Genomic DNA, 19,704 nt, shown 5'->3' with positions numbered 1-19,704 from the left:
GTTTTGACCGGCATTATCCTTTTTTTCATTGCAACCTTAGGAAAAATTATGGGTCATCGTTTAAGTAAAATTTATACCCGCACGGGCGATTCTGGCACGACTGGACTGGGTGATGGTTCACGTGTCGCCAAAGATGATTTACGTATTAATGCACTAGGCGATGTTGATGAACTAAACGCTTGTATCGGTGTTTTGCGTGCTCAAATCAATCAAAGTGATCTAGCTGAACAAGCTACTTGGGATAAAAGCCTGAGCCTGATTCAACACTGGTTATTCGACTTAGGTGGCGAAGTTTGTATTCCCAACTATCATTTGGTTCAACCCATTTCAGTTGAATTTCTAGAACAAGACATCGACCGTATGAATGAAGCTTTACCGATGTTGAAAGATTTTATTCTGCCATCAGGTACACTGGCATGTAGCTTTGCCCATCAAGCGCGTGCCGTTTGCCGTCGTGCTGAACGTAGTCTGATGTCCGTCCATCATCGTGATCAAAACATTCAACCAAGCTCTTTACAGTTGTTAAACCGACTCTCTGACTGGCTCTTTGTGGCTTCGCGTACATTACAACGTGCCGAAGGCGGTAGTGAAGTGTTATGGCAAAAAAATATTAACGAGACTATTTAAAACCCATTGAATGATCGAGGCTGAATCATAGCGATTAAGTCTCGATTGATCCTTTAGAGCTAACTGATGACCGCTCTTAAACATACCTCTTCAGATGTACTATTCAATCCTTAAAAAAGTATATAACGAAAAAATTTTCAAACTCCAAAATCAGAGATTGAGGAAAGCTCCTTAACTCCGTAATAATCAAAACTGAAAAATAAAGGCAGATCAGCACATGCAAATTATTGGACATCGCGGCGCACGAGGTGAAGCACCTGAAAATACCCTAGGTGGATTTCAATATATACATAACTTGGGTATTCGTGCTGTTGAGTTTGATGTTCGTCAACTCAACGATGACAGCTTAGTGGTCATGCATGATGATAACTTTTTACGCACCGCGTCCATCAATTATGATTTGTATGCGTGTAGCGCTCATGATTTGTCTCGCTTCAATCAAGCCTCTATTTGGATGAACTGGCAACATGAAGTAACCCCCACTTTGGAACAGAGCTTGCAGATTCTACGTGACTTTTCCCATCTTGAAGTTGAAATTAAAGCCGTAGAAGATATGGCAGCGGCGGAAAAGCTGGTTCAGCACTTAGAATTAGCCTTAACTGGATTTGAACACAATGCCGTGATCACCAGTTTTGACCTGAAAATTCATCAAGCTTTACAGCAGTCCAGCTCCCGATTTAGACGTGGACTACTCATTGAAGATGACATAAAAGAACTAGCCATCGAACAAGCCTTGGCTCTTGGCTGTAGCCGTATTGGCTGGATGAATCAATTGGCGACAGATGTCATGATTCAAGCGACTCAAGCCGCGGGATTAAAGGTCAGTGTCTGGACCGTCAATGATGTTGAACGCGCCAAGCATTTACAAGCCTGTGGCATTGATGGCTTGATTACGGATTTCCCTAAAATGATGCTACAACAGCTTGAGCTGGGCTAAATCTTCGCGTGTACACTAAAGATGGGCTGACTCAACTGAAGATCAATCATCCAGTTGACTCAAACTACAATGAAAATTTATCGAGCAACCAATAAAAATAGACGATTGTTTACGATAAATTCAATCACGGCATAGTCTTATTCTGTTACTGTTTAGTACAATACAACTGTACAATAATGCTAGAGTACAATTGTTGCTCATGCTAATATGCCAGAATCTTAATCCATATAAATTGTATTGAATTAAGTTCTCAATTTTAACCTGTCTCAGGTTTCTAGGAGTGCTGTTGGAGATGAATCCTCCCCTACCTCAAGCCCCAATCAACTGGGTTGCAATTTTTGCCCTGGTTTTTTTACCTATTGTTGCGGTTATCGCTCTTCCCCTCTATGCCATCAATCATGATTTTAGCTTAAGTGCTTGGGTCAGTATGATTGTGTTACTGGGGGTAAGCAGTTTAGGTATTACTGCGGGTTATCATCGCTTATGGGCGCATCGTGCGTATGAAGCGACTCTTCCCTTAAAAATCATTCTGATGATTATGGGAACTTTTGCCGTTCAGAACAGTATCTTGTTCTGGGCTTCAGGTCACCGTACCCATCACCGCCATGTAGATGATGTTGAAAAAGACCCATACTCAATTAATAAAGGCTTTTGGTTTGCCCATATCGGGTGGATGTTACGTGATTATCCAGCAGCAGAGCCAAATTATAAAAATGCGCCGGACCTGTTAAATGACAAACTGGTCATGTTCCAACACAAATACTATATTCCTTTGGTCATCTTGGTTCATGCCGGTATTTTAATGCCGATTGGTTGGGCCGTAGGTGATATGTGGGGTGTATTGTTACTGGGTGGATTGGTTCGTTTAATCCTCAGTCACCATGTGACCTTCTTTATTAACTCGCTTTGCCATATGTGGGGTAAACGTCCATATACCGACGAAAATACCGCACGTGACAACTTCCTACTTGCGATTGCAACTTGGGGGGAGGGTTATCACAACTATCACCACATCTTCCAATACGATTATCGTAATGGTGTGAAATGGTGGCAGTATGACCCAACCAAATGGTTGATCTGGTCATGTTCAAAAGTCGGTTTAGCGAAAAATCTACGTCGTATTCCAAGCTTTAATATTAAGAAAGCTGAACTTGCGATGAAGTTCAAATATGCAGAACAAGATTTGGCGGTTTACGGGCACAATGTCAACGAAGATATGGCGAATGTCAAACAACGTATTTCACAAGAATATGAAGCATTCACCCACACCTTGAATGACTGGGCGAAACTGAAAGAACAAGAAATTCAGGCCAAAAAAGCGTCTGTGGCTGAAAAGATTCACCAAATGGACCATAAACTCAAAATGGATTTCCAATTGGTTGAACAACGTTTAGGACATCACCGTCAAACGCTCAAAGTCCTGATGCGTAATATTAAGAAAAATGCAGTGTCTGAATAAGTCCTTATTCAACTCACGAAAAGCTCCCTCTAGGGAGCTTTTTTCATTTTAGCCCTGAGATTTGTTATAGTGAGCGGAGTCCCATCGTCCGATTCCATTTCATGCTATTCAATTCACGCTACCCTACGCTCGATTCAAAACTTTTCCATCAACAAATGCCTGTTCCTCTTGTTGGGGCAAAAGCAGGGCATTTTAATCAGGCCTTGGCTGAAGAGTTGCAATGGAGTGAAGCAGATCAAGCGGATTGGGTCGAGATTTGTAGCGGACAGAAAACCTTTGCTGAATTTTCACCACTGGCCATGGTGTATGCTGGACATCAATTTGGGCAATGGGCTGGACAACTCGGAGATGGTCGCGGTTTATTGATTGCGCAAATTTTGGATCAAAACCAACACACCATTGATCTGCATTTAAAAGGTGCTGGCCAAACCCCTTATTCCCGCATGGGAGATGGACGTGCGGTATTACGTTCCGTGATTCGTGAATATCTGGCAGGACATGCCTTAAATGCACTCGGTGTCCCTTCCAGTAATGCAGTCGGATTCACATCTTCTACCCAAGGCGTACAGCGCGAAAAACTCGAACTGGGTGCGATGCTGTTAAGAACCTCAGATTGCCATATTCGGCTCGGACACTTTGAATGGATCAATCAATATCAGCCGACCCTACTCAGCAGCTTCACACAGAAATGTCTGGAATGGCATTATCCTGAATGTTTAGACGCTGAACAGCCTATTTTGGCCTTTGCCACACAAGTGATACAGCGTACTGCGATCATGATTGCCAAGTGGCAACTGGTCGGTTTCGCCCATGGAGTCATGAATACCGATAATTTGAATATTACAGGCTCAACCCTCGATTTTGGTCCCTATGGCTTTATGGAACGCTTCCGCCCCAATTGGATTAACAATCACTCCGACTATCAGGCGCGTTACACCTACCAACAGCAACCCAGTATTGGACATTGGAACCTGTGGGTCTGGCTCAACAACTTAATTCCTTTATGCCCAGAAGGCTATGAAAAAGAACAATGGAAAGAAGATCTCGCGGGCTGTTTAAGCCACTATGAACCTACTTTTCTGGAACATTACCGTTTAGGCTTGTGTCAAAAGATGGGGCTCCCTGATTTTCATAAGGACAGCTTTGACTGTGGCATGTTGTTCCTACGTATTCTGCAATCTGAACAACTGGATTACACCCAGAGCTTTATGCGTCTGCAAAATCAGCAATATCAACAGATCCTAGATGACTGCTTAGACCGACGTCAATTTGAACAGTTCTTAGATCAATATCAATCGATTCGAGAACATCAAGATCTACAGCTTTTAGATCAGGCCATGTCTGAAGTTAATCCCCATTACATCTTGCGCAATCACATGGCACAACGCGCAATTGAACTGGCGGAGCGTAATGACTTTACCGAGGTGGATCGACTCTTCAAGCTGCTGAGCCAGCCCTTTACCCATCAACCTGATTTAGAACGCGCTGAAGATTTAGCCCCATTACCGAATGATGTACCTGAGGTCATGGTCAGTTGTTCATCTTGAGTTACTTTTAAATCACCAACGATATTGTGCGTATAAATAGGTCTGAAAACGATGCGCCTGATTGGTTTTCAAATCATCCGTCAGGTATTTAAGTCCCCAATTGAAGTGTTGCAGTGAAAAACCATATGCTCCAGTTTGAGGCTCTGCATGAATTCCAAATTTATAGGCTTCTTTTTGCCAATAACCACTGAGCTGCACGAGTGAAATATACTGATTTGAAAAACTACTCATACTCACACTCCAGGGTTGAGTGTCAGCCAAATAGGTAATGTCCGAATGAATCTTATAAGGTATCGTCTGACGATATTGCTTCTCTTTACTGAGTTGTCCTCTTAAATCTATTCTTGGACGAGTATTTTGATCATAGTTGAGTGTATAGCGGGTAAAAGGAGCATTTTCCCAATATAAAAATCCTAAAATATCTTCAGCTGTAATCAATGCCTGCCAGTTCTTATATTTCCCCTTTAGGGAAAAATCAAATGCATAGCCATAACCTTTGTTGGTTTGCCCAGCCCAGCCAAGCTCATCCTCTTTTAATGCAGGTTGATCATAACTATAGTCTAAATATCCATTTAACCAATCAACACGATCCATCAATTCAGGCATATCTAGGGTTTGACCTGTTGCCTTAAAGTCACCATCAACAAAATGCCGCCCTAAGAGTGCGGTCACGCCAGTCGTTAACATCCAATTTGAATCAAGCTGCCAATCATAAGCAAAACGCGCTCCTATGGTTTCTACATGCTGTGCTTCTAAAGACAATTCATAACGGGTATTCGCATCAATCAGCTGTTCATTCTGTGTCTGATAATACAGTCGTGCCATATCTTCACTAAAATGTAATTGATAGTCATAAGACCATACCCAACCATAAGACCAATGATCTTTTTGCGCCAATAAACTCATTTTTCCATGAGCAAAAGCATTCTCACCTTTTTTTAAATTCGGGCTGTCCCAATCATTAAGAAATGCATGAATTGAAACAGGTTCACTGTATACATCGGCATGCAGAGAATATTGAACCGCTTCTTGTGAAAATGCTTCGACTGGAAGCAACAACATCAGATAAAGAGTTTTTTTCATTTAAATTAAAAAAGAGACAGTGAAAACTGTCTCTTGTGTGCCTGTGCAAATTATGGGGTAATGTAAATAAAGCTATTATCAGTGAATTTAGCGACATACTGGCCAGAAGAGTTTTTAGTGACCGTACCGTAGCTACTATTTCCAACTTTGACTTCAGCTGAGGTGAAGTTCTGAATATCATTAATTTTTACAAATGCACCATTTGCATGACGCACCGTCACATCCATGATTTTCTCGTCTTGGTCAAGATTTCTGGCTAAAAGATCAATTGTAAGCGCATTTTGGTCAACACTGACTGCAACTGATGCTGTACCTTTTGTAAATTCAGCCCGCTTCGCACTAATATCAAGATTAAATGGTGTTGGTGTTGCATTTGCACCTTTCAGCTTTCCATTTAACTTCACGACTAAATTTGCGTTAATAAAATTGGTGGCTGTTTCATTTTGACTGACATCAATCGGCTTACTTAAATCATTATTCAGTGTCATCAATGCATCAAGATTTAATGATTCTTGTAAATAAGTAACCGTGCCTTTAAGGGTTAATTGCGATGGGATTAATTGCTCAACTGTTTCTGCACCATATAGAAGAGTCGCATTTTGCGCAGTCGAAGTTAATTCAGTTAAATTAAACTGAGCATCTGCACTTTCAAGAATAATTCCTTTTAGAGTGATTGTCGCTTTTGTAGGAATATCTTCTCTATTTTCGAGCGTATCATTAGTTGCATAGACAATTGATGCCGTACTCTCAGCGGTAGCACTAAAGCTCGCAGTCTGATTCTTCAGGTTTTTAACCGCAATTTTCCCATCTTTTTTTATTGTAAAGTTATAGGTTGTTCGGGGTGTATCGACAAAAGGAGCCGTCAAGATCAAATTTGAAGCCGTGACTTCAGCATCATCTCCATAAATTGAATATGCTGGATCATTTGACCAATTTTCCGAACTAGACCATGCATTGTCTGAAATAATTTTATCCCAATCATATTCTTGCCAATACTTTACCTTAGCATTTCCTGAAATAGTAATCGTTTCACCAGCCACTTTTGCAGTTAAGGCATTACTCACAAACTGGTAGTCAGAAGAATTTGATTCAATCAACTCCTGGATTTGTTGAGACGTATAAGATTTGGTTTGACCTTGAGCATCTTCAGCTATAGCTTCTGCAACCGCCAATAAAAGTCCTGTTGCACGACTTAAATCAGGCGCAGTTTCATTAATTACTTGAGCTGGTACTTTATATTGTTCAGAAATATCCTGAAAACCATCATAATAAGACACAATGGCATTGGTGGTTTTAATCAGTTGTTTGGCTTTATCCAAATCAGACACTGGTGTAGTTGTACTACCATTGTTGGTTGATCCACCAGATGTTGATGATGAATCTCCACCACCTCCCCCGCCACAAGCAACTAAAGACAAGCCACACATCACTGCAAGTAATGTTTTCTTCAACATTATGAATACCCTCTAATAAAATTTTTATATTTAGAATGATTTAAGTCTGCGAAAATATATTCTTTCGAGACACAATTCAACTTTTTCTTAGAATATTTGTTTGATTTTTTTATATTTAAATATCAAAAATTTAGTTCAGCTTATTTTATTTTTTAGTAAAAATTATCAAAAAATTTCTGTTTATTTCATCTCCATGGTTATCCACATTTTCTGTGGATAACATTGTGATTATCCACAGGAAAACTCGGTTCATCCTCAACTATCAGTCTTCTGGGTACTCAAAACGGTAACCTACGCCATATACTGCCTGAATCCATTCATGGCGATTTCCTGTCTCTGCTGCATCGGAAATTTTACGACGCAAGTTCTTGATATGACTATCAATAACACGGTCTGCGACATCAAAACTATCAGGGTTAATATGATCCAGTAATTGAACACGTGAATATACCTGCCCCACATGTTCCAAGAACAACTCCAATAAACGGAACTCAGTTGGGGTTAAGTTGAGGGTCTTTTGTTGATACCAGATGCGTTGTTGTGCTTTATCCATACGGAATAGGCTATTTTCTTCAGGTTCAGCCTTACGATCTAAACGACGTAGCACCGCTTGTACCCGGGCAACCAACTCTTTCGGACTGAAGGGTTTACACACATAATCATCGGCACCCATATTTAGTCCCAACACGCGATCAATTTCTTCCGTGCGCGCGGTAACCATAATAATCGGTAAATCCGACTGTTCTCTCACTTTACGGCAAATGGTCAGACCATCCATTCTAGGTACCATCAAGTCCAAGATCATCAAACTTGGTTTACGTTGCATAAAGCTGTCATATGCTTCCTGTCCATCATGGAATAGGCTAACTTCAAAACCCGCAGCTTCTAAATAGTCACGGACCAATTGAGCCAGTTCAACTTCATCTTCAACCAGCATAATATGCTTCATGAATATTTCCTTTATGATTTCATTTGTTTCGGGAAAGTAAGTTTGCAACGCAAACCACCCAATGGAGAATGTTCAAAACTCAAACGCCCCCCAAGTGCTTGCGCAATCTTACAAGAAAGTGCCAACCCAAGTCCTGTGCCGCCTGTACTTCGAGTCCGCGAGTCATCGACACGGTAAAAACGTTCGCCTAAGTGTCGCAACTGTTCATCCGTTAAACCATAAGGACTGTCATCAACATAGAGTGACCACTCATGCGCGGTTTCTTCAGTGTGTATTTGAATTGCTCCACCTTGCTCGGTATAGCGAATGCTATTGCTGAGTAAGTTGACCACAATTTGTTTAAACCGGTCTGTATCTAATTGTAAGAATGGACTGTCACCCTGCACAGCGACTTGCAGTTGTGCTTGTTCAAACTTTGGTTTGAAGTTTTCGACTTCTTGTAACACCACTTCCCACGGGTTGACGGAAGTGAAATAACATTTCAATTGCTGTGCATCAGCCTGTGCCAGATCAGCCAAATCCTGCGTTAATTTTTTCAAACTGCTGACCTGACGCATCATCGCTTCTAAATGTTCAGGCGTTGCTTTGCGAATACCATCTTGCATCGCTTCAATTTGTGCCTGCAACACCGCCAACGGGGTTTTCAGTTCATGCGAGGTATCAGCCACCCACTGACGACGTGAAGTTTCGTGTTGATTCAGAATTTCTGCCAACTGATTCAGCTCATTGGATAAGTCACCCAATTCATCATTGCGGTTAATTTTAACCTGATGCTGGTAATTGCCTTGGGTTAATTCACGAGTGGCATTCAGTAAGCGTTGTATCGGCTTTTTGAAATAGGTCGCCAAGAGTAACGCTGCGATCAAACTGGCCAAAATGGTCAAGCCATAGACCAGAAACAAATAACGTTTTTGATTACTAAAGAAGTTGATACTTAAGGCATCATCCTGATCAAGAACAGGTTTTAAGCCCAAATACCCCACCACTTTATCATCCACAAGAATGGGGCGATAAGAAATCTGATCTGAAGAAGGCTCACCCACCACAAACTGTCGTTTTGCATCATATAAAGATAAGCGCGAACTCAAGCCCAAACGGTCAGGCATAGAAATAAACTGCTTTTTCTGATTATTGTCTTTTAATTTATTTTGCACCTGCCCATCTTTACGCTCTGGGGGGCGGAATGCATTTTCATTCGAGCGTAATGGGAATTTCAAGCCTTCAAAAGGTTGATATTCAGAAGGCAAGTTTAACTCTAACCACCGTAATTCTTCTTGATCAAGCATAGGCTTGCCCTGATCAGCCTTCGCCAAAGTAGGCGGTATATTCACAAAAGTATGTTCTTGAAAATAGCGCTGTTGTAAGGCAATGTCATATTGTCGTCTGAGCCACCAACGAGAAAGACGATCATAATCATCAGGGTCAGCCTGCCCTTCTATTTGCAAAATCTGAGCCTGAATGGCATTGCCCCAGTCATGATAGACCGAGTATACCCCTGCCAAATTGGAAATCAGATGATCGAGTTTTTGCATCTCGACATCTGCAACATATTTGGTGAAGTTTTTTTGCATGGTCCAATGCAAAACTCCCAGACTCATGGTAATAATCACCAAAGTGGTGAGCAGTACGGTCAAAAAAAGGCGGAGTGCTATCGGGACACGTCGGGTATTCAACAAAGGCGGCTCAGTAGTTGCTTGCTTGAACTTATTGTAACCAACCTATTTTCAAAAAACCCTCCATTGTTTCTTCATCTTTATTATTTAATCTTTAAGAACAAATTTAATAATCGCGGCTGGGGTAACTTGTAATGAACTTGACGAAAAAAATACTATTAACAACCTGTGGTGTTTTAAGTGTGGGGGCTTTAACAGCATGCCAATCACACCCAGAACCACAAGAGCAACCACATCGCATGATGGATAGTCGTCATACAGATCGTATGACGCCTGAACAACGTGCCGAACATGAACAAATGCGTGCTGAACACAAAGCAATGTTCAAACAGATGAAACAAGCTTGTGAGGGTAAAACTGTCGGACAATCGGTTCAGGTAACCACTGGTACACAAACAATTGATGGTCAGTGTCAGGTGGTGTTCCAGCCTGATCAAAAGCATGGTCGCGGTATGCATTTTGGACACCATGCCATACAAGATGACGCAGGTATGATGCGTCCACAACGCGGTGAAAAACTAACAGATGCACAACGTCAGCAAATGGTGCAGCAATACGATCAACGTCTGAAAGAAAAACAAGCTTTCCAGCAAGCAGTCGAAACTGCATGTAAAGGTCAAGCCGATGGTAAAGCGGTGCAAATTAAAGCGGGTGAACAAACCTTATCGGGTAAATGTGCGGTACGTTTCTTCCCGAATCAGCCGCAACCGAATGCCATGCCTACAGCAAAACCTGCAGCATAAGCAGATGAACAACAAAAAAGACGCCGCAAGCGTCTTTTTTTATGCCTAAATAGCAACATAACTTTTTACGTTTTTTGACTATTTGTATCATTAAAAAAAACATAAAAACGTTTACACTCAATGTACTTATAAAATTCAAGCCACCTTTTTTTGACTTTACAGTCACTAAGAAATGGGGGGCAAGTGCTTGTACCTGATAACAAGATGTTGCACGATTAACTTGTACTTAAAAACGTGTCATTGAAGGCACGTCACCATGTTTAATAGGATTATAACGCTGGTTGAAACCAGTATTGAGGAAAACCGACATGCCACAATACAAAGCGCCCTTACGTGATATGCAGTTCGTTTTGCATGAATTACTAAATGCTGAACAACATTATGCAAAACTCCCTGCGTTCCAAGAAACCGTAAGCCGTGAATTGGTTGACCAATATTTAGAAGCTGCGGCAGATTTCTGTGAAAACGAATTGTCTCCGATCAACCAAAGCGGTGACCAAGAAGGTTGTACTTGGAATGATGGCGTGGTGACTACGCCGACTGGTTTTAAAGAAGCATATCAAAAATATATCGAATTAGGCTTCCCTTCTCTTTCTGCTGAAGAGCAATATGGCGGCCAAGGTTTACCCGTTTCTTTAGGTAACGTGATTTCTGAAATGGTCGGTACTGCGAACTGGGCATGGGGCATGTACCCAGGTCTTTCTCACGGTGCAGTACGTACCCTAGAACACCACGGCTCACCTGAACAAAAAGATGCATACTTACCGAATCTAGTATCTGGTGTTTGGACAGGCACCATGTGCTTAACCGAATCTCATGCTGGTTCTGACCTCGGTATTATCCGTACTAAAGCTGAACCAAATGCTGATGGTAGCTATGCGATTACGGGTGAGAAAATCTTTATTTCTGCCGGTGAACATGACATGGCAGAGAACATTATTCACATTGTTCTTGCTCGTCTTCCTGGCGCGCCTAAAGGCACCAAAGGTATTTCTCTGTTCATCGTACCAAAATTCAACTTGAATGCTGATGGTACTGTGGGTGAGCGTAATGCCGTACGTTGTGGTTCGATTGAACACAAAATGGGGATCCATGGTAACGCGACTTGCGTGATCAACTTTGACAATGCAAAAGGCTACTTGATTGGACCTGAAAACCGTGGTCTAAACTGTATGTTCACCTTCATGAACACGGCGCGTATTGGTACAGCGATTCAAGGTCTGGCGGCATCTGAAGGTTCATTCCAAGGTGCCTTGGCTTATGCTAAAGATCGTTTAGCAATGCGTTCTCTTTCTGGTCCGAAAGCACCTGAAAAAGAAGCCGATCCAATTATTGTGCACCCAGCTGTACGCAACATGCTATTAACGCAAAAATCTTTTGCTGAAGCAGGTCGTGCATTGGTTTACTTGTTATCTTTCCATGCGGATATCGTTGAGAAAGGTGCAACTGAAGAAGAGCGTAAATACTCTGACAACATCTTGTCATTGTTGACTCCAATCGCAAAAGCATTCTTAACTGAAACAGGTTCTGAATCTGCGAAACACGGCGTACAAGTGTTCGGTGGTCATGGCTTCATTTCAGAACATGGTATGGAACAAATCGTTCGTGATACTCGTATCTCATGCTTATATGAAGGTACCACTGAAATTCAAGCGTTGGACTTGTTAGGTCGTAAAGTTTTGGGTACTCAAGGTGCAATGTTAAAAGACTTCACCAAGATTATTCATAAATTCTGCGAAGCAAACAAAGACAATGCTGCAATGAAAGAATTTGTAGAGCCGCTTGCTGCATTGAACAAAGAATGGGGCGACCTCACCATGCAAATTGGTATGCGCGCGATGCAAAATCCAGATGAAGTCGGTGCTGCTGCTGTAGATTACTTGTACTTCGCTGGTTACGTAACACTTGCATACCTCTGGGCGCAAATGGCATTGGTAGCTCAGCAAACGCTTGCTGCTGGCACGACAGATGTTGACTTCTACAATGCCAAAGTGACCACTGCTCGCTTCTACTTCAAGAAAATCTTGCCACGTGTTCGTTCACACGTTGACGTGATTGCTGGTGGTGTAGAGCCATTAATGTCTCTTGATGCAGAACACTTTGCGTTCTAATCACACTTTAATGTTGCTTGCAATGTTAAATTAAGAAAAAAGGACTGGTCGGTTTTGACGGTCCTTTTTTTATGGAATCAATGCTAAATTTAATAAAGTCGAATCGGTAATACATCACATTGCGTGTTATTCCCTATTCGAAACACGCATATGTATACAACAAAGGTGAACTAACTATGCCAATTTATAATGCACCGCTTGCAGATATGAAATTCATCTTAAATGATGTTTTTAGCGCAGAACAATTCTGGCAGTCTAACGAAAATCTAGCTCATTTAGATGCAGCTACTGCAGAAGCTATTTTGGAAGAGATGGCTAAATTTGCGCAGAATGTAACGCTTCCGCTGAACCGTACAGGTGATGAAGAAGGTGCAACATATAACAATGGCGCAGTGACGACACCTGCTGGCTTTAAAGATGCTTTCCAACAATATGCTCAAGGTGGCTGGATTGGTTTAGGCGCAGAAGAAGAATGGGGCGGTCAAGGCATGCCTAAAATGCTGACTGTACTTTCTGACGAAATGTTGTTTGCAACTAACCCTTCTTTCATGCTTTACCCATTACTTTCAGTGGGTGCAGGTATGGCCTTAAACAGCTATGCATCTCAAGAGCAAAAAGAAACTTATTTACCTAAAATCTACTCAGGCGAATGGTCTGGCACCATGTGCTTAACTGAACCTCATTCTGGTACAGACTTAGGCATTATTAAAACTAAAGCTGAACGTAACGAAGATGGTACTTATAACATTACCGGCACAAAAATCTTCATTACTGGCGGTGACCACGACTTAGCTGAAAACATCATTCACTTGGTTTTGGCGAAAACTCCAGATGCACCCGCGGGTTCACGTGGTATTTCATTGTTCATCGTGCCTAAATTCTTAGTCAATGAAGATGGTTCTGTGGGTGAGCGTAATGCCGCAGGTCCGGGTTCTATCGAGCATAAAATGGGCATCAAAGCCTCTGCAACTTGCGTCATGAACTTTGACGGCGCTAAAGGTTACCTCGTAGGTAAAGAAAACGAAGGTCTGGCAGCAATGTTCGTCATGATGAACTACGAACGTTTATCGATGGGTATTCAAGGTCTTGGTGCTTCTGAGTTTGCTTACCAAAATGCGGCACAATACGCGACTGACCGTCTACAAGGTCGTAGTGCTTCTGGTGTTAAATCGCCAAACAAACCAGCGGACAGCATTTTAGTGCATGGTGACGTTCGTCGTATGTTGTTAAACGTCCGTGCCAACAACGAAGCTTCTCGTGCATTTGCCGTTTACGTGGGTCAACAGTTAGACATCACTAAATTTTCTACTGATGCTGAAGCAGTGAAAAAAGCCAATGACCGTGTTGCACTTTTAACACCAATTGCGAAAGCATACTTAACTGACACTGCTTTCCAAGCAACTTTAGATGCACAAATGTGCTTCGGTGGTCATGGTTATATCCGTGAATGGGGTATGGAGCAATGTGTCCGTGACTTACGTATTGCGCAAATCTATGAAGGCACGAATGGCGTTCAATCTCAAGACTTAATCGGTCGTAAAACCATTAAGTGTAACGGTGCGTACATTGCAGAATACATCGAAGAAATTCGTGATTTTGCTAACAGTTTAGATGCTGACTTAAACTTCATTAAAGATGCGACTTTAGATGCAGCAACCGAAGTAGCTGATTTGACTCAATTTGTACTTGCGCAAGCAGCGGAAAATATTGAATTCCCGAATGCAGCGGCAGTTGATTACTTACATGCTGTCGGCTTACTCAGCTTCGCATACATGTTTGCTCGTATTGCCAATGCCGCAAAAGATAAAGATGGTGAGTTCTTCCAGAACAAATTGGCACTGGCACAATACTTTGCACAACGTATTCTTCCTGAATTAGACATGCGTATTGCGAAAGTCAAAGCAGGTTCCGACTTGATCATGAACTTCAGTGAAGACTACTTCACTAGCCAAACCTAAGATCTGAATATAAAAAAACGCCTGCATTGTCAGGCGTTTTTTATGGAAGACATTAATCTTAGAGAACGTCGACCCACGACAAAACTGAAGTGCGAGATGAATAACTCGGATTTACATCATCGTCCATTAAACTCGAATCATACGTAATTGTCATATTCCCGCCACCCGAAAATTGAGTCGGACTGCTAGAGAATTGGTAACCGCCACTTCCGTTTGAACTAATATTCGCGACATATAAAGCACCAACATAATCCCCACCATTGCCTCGCACATCATAATTTCCGCCTAGGACGAGGAGAATACCTTTAAAAGAACATTGATTCCCGTTAGTACGTAGACTTCCAGTAATAATGACAATACCTGAACAGGCTGGTAGATTCGTGGCATTCCCCTCAACATAAGTCACACCTGGCGCATTTTTGATAGAGTTCACCAGCTCCATTACTTGATTGGCATCCCCCCACAGACCGAGGTCGGTATTCTTTACGCAAGCACCTGAAGATGGACAACCACTACCACCAGGATAATGGGCTGCATCGTTACGATTGTTTGGAATACCATTTTTAACAGTATTATTTGAGTTGACATCATCCGTAGCAATTGCGAGTTTATGCCCCCCATCAATCCTAAAGACATTACTATTTGCACCAGAAAATGAATTAACGTCACCAGCCAATGTCAACGCTGCAGGTAATTCTGGTAATCGCACTGCTTGCGGTGCAGCAAATTTAACTTGATAAACGCTTTCACCTAAAATCTTAGTATCACTACCTGTACCCTTAATCAGATTTCCTGTAATTTGTACAGTCACCTGCTGATGAGTATCGTCCCAACATGGATTGGTATTGGCAACTGAGCAACCTGCAATATTGGCATCTGTTTTAATCCAATAATAACGCCCATTCTGGATATTCGATGCACTCACACCATTTATAGGGTTTGTATAAGGAATCAAATCAGCTGTTAAACCGCCTTTCCATGAGTTCTTATCAGAGCTACTTGTTGGCCAGCCTGATGTTTTAAATCGATTATCCGCCCAGTTTAAAAATTGAGTAGCCCCATCTTCTGCGGCATTACTGGTCGCCACTTTATTATTGATATTAGCGGTCATCTTATCCTGCATAATTGTGCCACGCATTGCATAAAGACTAATCATGGTCGCGGCAAAAAGCACAACTACAGTAATAATGAGGACGGAACCTTGTTGATATTTTTGTTTCATACTCATTATCTCGAAAATTTAAGTGAACTAGTAATTTGGTCACTACATCTAAGCGTCAATACAACATATTCATTACCTTGCAAATTATCAGATGTCCAAGTGCTCCACGAACTAGAAAAAGGTTTCTCTCCAGTCACTCCTGTATTGTATTTCCACTCTAACTGCCAATCCCTATTGTTGTTAACTTGGCTTATATCTACTGAGACTACTGATTTATTTGGCACAAAATTTGTACCAGATAAACTCGCCCAGTATGAAGATCCATTTCCATATGTGACTTTAACTCGGCTAACCACATCTCTCGAACAAGTTGCTGTTTCAGTAGGAGGATTCTGATTGTCTTCTTCGGAACCATCTCCATTACTATTTCCATTAGAAGTATCTCCACCCTCCTGACCACTCCCTGTAGAGGAATCCCCTGAGTTATTGTTATTTGAAGGGTTGGCGTGACTTGTACCGCCACTGGATGCCAGTTTGGTTAATGCCAATAGATGTGATGTTGAAATAAAATCAATGGTGGGTTGCTTACCATTGCCCTCAGTAACAGTCATCTGAGTTAGAACACTGGTTACCGTGTTCCACGCATTCACAACTGCCGTATTTTCTGTGTTGCTATTACCACTATATCTTGGTTGATAAACTAAAGAGTTAGCACCAACACCATTCTGAATACCATATGAAAATTTAATTTCAGAAATGTCCTTAGCAAGCACATAACTTAAATTTTCATCATTATTTAAAATGCAAAGCAATTCATTATTTGCATTCACTTTAAATGTATTGACCCATGAATTATTCAGTTGTCCCAAACAATCTCGTTGTGTACGATCAAATGTCACAATCAATTCATTATTATTTGCAGGAATACCCAGTTCATTTGCTTGTCGAACCAACCGAGTAATCGTCATTGAGGCAAAACGAAAATTCTCTTGTGAGCGATCCATGACATCTTTTTCCAAAATAAGCTTCTGGTTTGAAAATAAAATGGTTAAAGCCCCTGCCGTAATAATCATACCAATGGTTAAACCCACCATCAGCTCAATGAGAGAAACGCCAGCTTGTGAAAATCGATTACTCACTATTTTTCTTTTCATACTATTTTCCTCTATCTACTAAATTTCACACTTCGGCACTGAAAAATAATAGATAAAGCTTTCCTTATCTCCCGGATTTGTCTCGTACCACTTGGCTTTCTTATTTTCCCATTGAATCGTAATTTTATACCGTCGCTTCGTCGCACTCTCTATTTCCAGATTCCCCGACCAGCTATTCATACGGCTATGTAAAGCTTTTTGATTATTAGTCAGTCCTTGCACAAAACTGCTGCTATTTCCCGTAACCTTCCAACGATTTTGCCATTGCACTTTAAGTGCATTGATTTGCCCTGTAGAAACCTGACCTGAGCTATCATCTAAAGAGCAAACACTGGCCCACATCCGATCAATCAAATCATTGGCTTGAATTGTCGCAATGGTACGTTGGGTGGTTAAGGCACTTTGCTGCATAGACTTCAAATGCAGAATCCCTAACCCCAATAACACCCCTGCGGTAATAAACATTGCGATAAGCGCTTCAAAGAGCACAAATCCTTGTTGAGCATTTATTTTATTCATGATTTAGCACCCTGTTTTACTTTTGAATGCTCTGCCAATGACTTCGACACAGATTGAATAAGTATCAGCACCAGAAATTGCTACCGTAATTTCATGTTCAGCTGTAGTTGATCCCACTGGATTGAAATCGATGGTTTCTGGTGCGGTAATCATGAGTTTGGAATTTTCGAAAGTTAACTTCTGAATCGGTGTAGTGGAAGCCGAAGATTTGGCAATAAGTCCCGTTGACCAATTGGTTTTATTGGCACTTAAACAAGTCGTGCCATCTGAACTCCCACAAATTGTGACAGTTTTCCCCAGTCTCACCGCTTCGGTTCGGGCTTGTTGAAGAAAATTAAAAATATCCCCTGTACTGGTTTTCACTTTGGAGTTATTTAATACGCTACTGAGGTTGGGAGCAGCTAAAGTAGCCAAAATTGCCAAAACGGCTATCGTCACCATTAACTCAACGAGGGTAAAAGCTCTTACTGTTTTCATTTCCAGCACCCAGATGTCGTTGGTGTTTTAGCCCCATCTTCCTTTAACGTTAAAGTTCCACATGTGGAGTCGGACTGGACACTGGTTGGTGTTGCGGTAATCGTATAAGTTTGAGATGAATTGGCGACATTAATTGAAAAGGTATAATACGTGCTGACATTTGCAGGCGATTTTAATGCTGCAGGAATATCCGCCACCGCTGGATAACTAAATGAAGCATTGTATTTGCTCTCTAGAAATTGAGCTAAATTTAACATGGCCGCTTGTGCTTCTGTTCTATGACTCGCCACGATATATTTTGAATAGCTCGGTATAGCAATCGCTGCAAAAATTGCAATTATTGCGACAACAATCATTAACTCAATTAAAGTAAACCCCGATAAAGATTTCATTTGTCACCCTAGCTTAAAGCTTAAGCATTTATAAATATTTCTTAATAAAATTTTGCTTTGCAATAATATAATCAATCCAACTATTTATCAAAAATAAAAAATTGTGTGACACACAGCGTCATTTATTTATTTTTATTGTTAAAAAACTGCTTAATTTTGACTTCAAAAAAGGCCAGAAAAATACAACAGATTGATTGAGAGCAAAAAATAGACACAAATACATTTACTCTAAGAAGCACGCTTCACCGTGATTTAGCTTTCCCACTCATAAAAATGAAGCATAATGATTTGATTTTAAAAAACGCCTGCATTGTCAGGCGTTTTTTATGCCTTCAGCTTCATGTGCATGAAATTTGCTTATGTTTGAATAGCGAATAAATTCAGCATCAGGAGGTAAAAATGCCTACACACGATCCGAAAGTGACTCAACTTGAACGCCTCCTCGACCGTTTAGGCAATATGGCGGTAGAAAGTTTCCACTATATTGCCCTCTTCATTATTGGCTGTATGGTGGCGTGGTCTGCTGTACATACTGTGATTGAAATTTTAACGGTGAAACAATACGCCAGCATTGATGACATTCTTTTATTGTTCATTTATTTAGAATTGGGTGCCATGGTGGGAATATATTTTAAAACCAACCATATGCCCGTTCGTTTTTTGATTTATGTGGCAATTACCGCTCTGACTCGACTGCTTATTTCCGATATTCAGCATGACCATAAAGCCGATATGGATTTGCTGATTATTACAGGCTCAATTTTAATTCTCGCCTTTGCCATTCTGGTGGTGCGATTTGCCTCTTGGAATTATCCATCCGTGATGCGGGACAAGCATCAAGATAAAGCTTTAGCGGCAGGAAAAACCCCACGTCCAGAAGATGATGAATTGGCTTAACTGCATCTACTTTCGATCATGCTTGCTCGAAAGTAGAACGCATCATCCTATCTTGGGACTAAAACATAGCGCCCATTTTCAAAAATCCAGTACATGTTCTGTGGCGGTTCTGGCAAACCCAAGCGTTGCCAGTCATTGATGATCCGATATTGGGAACTTTCAATTTTTGAGTTCGCATCACCAAAGACATAGCTGGTGCTTTGATGGTTATACTCGGTATAAGTCGGGGCTTGTAAATTAATACTGACATTCGCCTGTGGTCGATCCCAATGGGGCGGACGATGATCATGCGGCGGATAAGGTCGGTTCGGATATGGCGGGTGTGGTGGGTAAGGTCGATCATGCGGACGCTTAGTACTGGTGCCCTGATAATTTGACCATCCATTGGCATCCGCGGATGCATAGCTTGAACTCAACATAAGGATCGCCATACCCCATGCGAAGTAGAACTTGGCTGTCATCTGCTTCTCCCAATTGTCTTTATTCATATTTTAACCGATCTTTGAGTCTAAGCATGTATAAAACAGGATGTGCTACAAAGATTTTTGCTGGACGGATCTGC

At 41.4% G+C, this 19,704-nt stretch carries 18 protein-coding genes; 8 read left to right on the top strand and 10 right to left on the bottom strand.

Annotation, left to right across the window (positions count from 1 at the left end; translation table 11 throughout):
* Positions 1 to 48 precede the first annotated feature (48 nt).
* From ACX17N_RS15355 to ACX17N_RS15340, 4 genes are all read left to right on the top strand, one after another.
* Positions 49 to 627, top strand: coding sequence for a cob(I)yrinic acid a,c-diamide adenosyltransferase (locus tag ACX17N_RS15355; protein WP_458893435.1), 579 nt, complete (start codon positions 49 to 51; stop codon positions 625 to 627).
* Between the two features lie 217 nt (positions 628 to 844).
* Entirely contained in the window at positions 845 to 1,564 is a 720-nt protein-coding gene (locus ACX17N_RS15350) for a glycerophosphodiester phosphodiesterase (protein ID WP_458893434.1), read from the top strand.
* 292 nt (positions 1,565 to 1,856) lie between these two features.
* Complete coding sequence (locus tag ACX17N_RS15345) at positions 1,857 to 3,023, top strand: acyl-CoA desaturase (protein WP_458893433.1); 1,167 nt, start codon at positions 1,857 to 1,859, stop codon at positions 3,021 to 3,023.
* Positions 3,024 to 3,124: 101 nt separating this feature from the next.
* Positions 3,125 to 4,570, top strand: coding sequence for a protein adenylyltransferase SelO (locus ACX17N_RS15340; RefSeq protein WP_458893432.1), 1,446 nt, complete (start codon positions 3,125 to 3,127; stop codon positions 4,568 to 4,570).
* A gap of 12 nt (positions 4,571 to 4,582) precedes the next feature.
* Here ACX17N_RS15340 and ACX17N_RS15335 read toward each other — a convergent pair whose 3' ends face one another.
* The 4 genes from ACX17N_RS15335 to baeS form a co-directional block, all read right to left on the bottom strand.
* Complete coding sequence (locus ACX17N_RS15335) at positions 4,583 to 5,653, bottom strand: hypothetical protein (protein WP_458893430.1); 1,071 nt, start codon at positions 5,651 to 5,653, stop codon at positions 4,583 to 4,585.
* Between the two features lie 50 nt (positions 5,654 to 5,703).
* Complete coding sequence (locus ACX17N_RS15330; RefSeq protein WP_458893429.1) at positions 5,704 to 7,107, bottom strand: hypothetical protein; 1,404 nt, start codon at positions 7,105 to 7,107, stop codon at positions 5,704 to 5,706.
* 262 nt (positions 7,108 to 7,369) lie between these two features.
* On the bottom strand, positions 7,370 to 8,056 hold the full coding sequence (locus tag ACX17N_RS15325) for a response regulator (protein ID WP_458893428.1): 687 nt from the start codon (positions 8,054 to 8,056) through the stop codon (positions 7,370 to 7,372).
* An 11-nt stretch (positions 8,057 to 8,067) separates the two neighbouring features.
* Positions 8,068 to 9,729, bottom strand: a complete 1,662-nt coding sequence (gene baeS / locus ACX17N_RS15320) for a sensor histidine kinase efflux regulator BaeS (protein WP_458893460.1) — start codon at positions 9,727 to 9,729, stop codon at positions 8,068 to 8,070.
* Positions 9,730 to 9,863: 134 nt separating this feature from the next.
* Here baeS and ACX17N_RS15315 point away from each other — a divergent pair, with 134 nt between their 5' ends.
* The 3 genes from ACX17N_RS15315 to ACX17N_RS15305 all read left to right on the top strand — a co-directional run bounded on the left by ACX17N_RS15315 (position 9,864) and on the right by ACX17N_RS15305 (position 14,541).
* Positions 9,864 to 10,472, top strand: a complete 609-nt coding sequence (locus ACX17N_RS15315; RefSeq protein WP_458893427.1) for a hypothetical protein — start codon at positions 9,864 to 9,866, stop codon at positions 10,470 to 10,472.
* 308 nt (positions 10,473 to 10,780) lie between these two features.
* Positions 10,781 to 12,583 (top strand): acyl-CoA dehydrogenase C-terminal domain-containing protein, encoded by a 1,803-nt coding sequence (locus ACX17N_RS15310; RefSeq protein ID WP_458893426.1) that lies wholly within the window; start codon positions 10,781 to 10,783, stop codon positions 12,581 to 12,583.
* Positions 12,584 to 12,759: 176 nt separating this feature from the next.
* Complete coding sequence (locus ACX17N_RS15305; protein WP_458893425.1) at positions 12,760 to 14,541, top strand: acyl-CoA dehydrogenase C-terminal domain-containing protein; 1,782 nt, start codon at positions 12,760 to 12,762, stop codon at positions 14,539 to 14,541.
* Positions 14,542 to 14,599: 58 nt separating this feature from the next.
* Here the strand turns inward: ACX17N_RS15305 and ACX17N_RS15300 are convergent, their stop codons facing one another.
* The 5 genes from ACX17N_RS15300 to ACX17N_RS15280 are packed head-to-tail and all read right to left on the bottom strand — an operon-like array spanning position 14,600 to position 18,245.
* On the bottom strand, positions 14,600 to 15,769 hold the full coding sequence (locus ACX17N_RS15300; protein WP_458893424.1) for a pilus assembly PilX family protein: 1,170 nt from the start codon (positions 15,767 to 15,769) through the stop codon (positions 14,600 to 14,602).
* Positions 15,769 to 16,857, bottom strand: coding sequence for a PilW family protein (locus ACX17N_RS15295; protein ID WP_458893423.1), 1,089 nt, complete (start codon positions 16,855 to 16,857; stop codon positions 15,769 to 15,771). The genes ACX17N_RS15300 and ACX17N_RS15295 overlap by 1 nt, the downstream gene beginning before the upstream one ends.
* Positions 16,858 to 16,875: 18 nt before the next feature.
* Positions 16,876 to 17,376 carry a type IV pilus modification PilV family protein gene (locus ACX17N_RS15290; RefSeq protein ID WP_458893422.1) on the bottom strand — a complete coding sequence of 167 codons (501 nt, stop codon included), beginning with the start codon at positions 17,374 to 17,376 and terminating at the stop codon, positions 16,876 to 16,878.
* A 3-nt stretch (positions 17,377 to 17,379) separates the two neighbouring features.
* Positions 17,380 to 17,853, bottom strand: coding sequence for a GspH/FimT family pseudopilin (locus ACX17N_RS15285; RefSeq protein ID WP_458893421.1), 474 nt, complete (start codon positions 17,851 to 17,853; stop codon positions 17,380 to 17,382).
* A complete protein-coding gene (locus ACX17N_RS15280) occupies positions 17,850 to 18,245 on the bottom strand; it encodes a type IV pilin protein (protein WP_458893420.1) in 396 nt (131 codons plus the stop codon). The genes ACX17N_RS15285 and ACX17N_RS15280 overlap by 4 nt, the downstream gene beginning before the upstream one ends.
* Before the next feature lie 399 nt (positions 18,246 to 18,644).
* On the opposite strand from ACX17N_RS15280, the gene ACX17N_RS15275 reads away from it, so the two are divergent.
* Positions 18,645 to 19,142, top strand: a complete 498-nt coding sequence (locus ACX17N_RS15275) for a phosphate-starvation-inducible protein PsiE (RefSeq protein WP_458893419.1) — start codon at positions 18,645 to 18,647, stop codon at positions 19,140 to 19,142.
* Between the two features lie 47 nt (positions 19,143 to 19,189).
* Here ACX17N_RS15275 and ACX17N_RS15270 read toward each other — a convergent pair whose 3' ends face one another.
* Complete coding sequence (locus tag ACX17N_RS15270; protein ID WP_458893418.1) at positions 19,190 to 19,630, bottom strand: RcnB family protein; 441 nt, start codon at positions 19,628 to 19,630, stop codon at positions 19,190 to 19,192.
* Positions 19,631 to 19,704: the final 74 nt, after the last annotated feature.

It is taken from the genome of Acinetobacter sp. GXMZU3951, from assembly GCF_054457875.1.
Note: the sequence above shows the minus strand (reverse complement) of the source record. Positions and strands in the feature narration are given on the sequence as shown.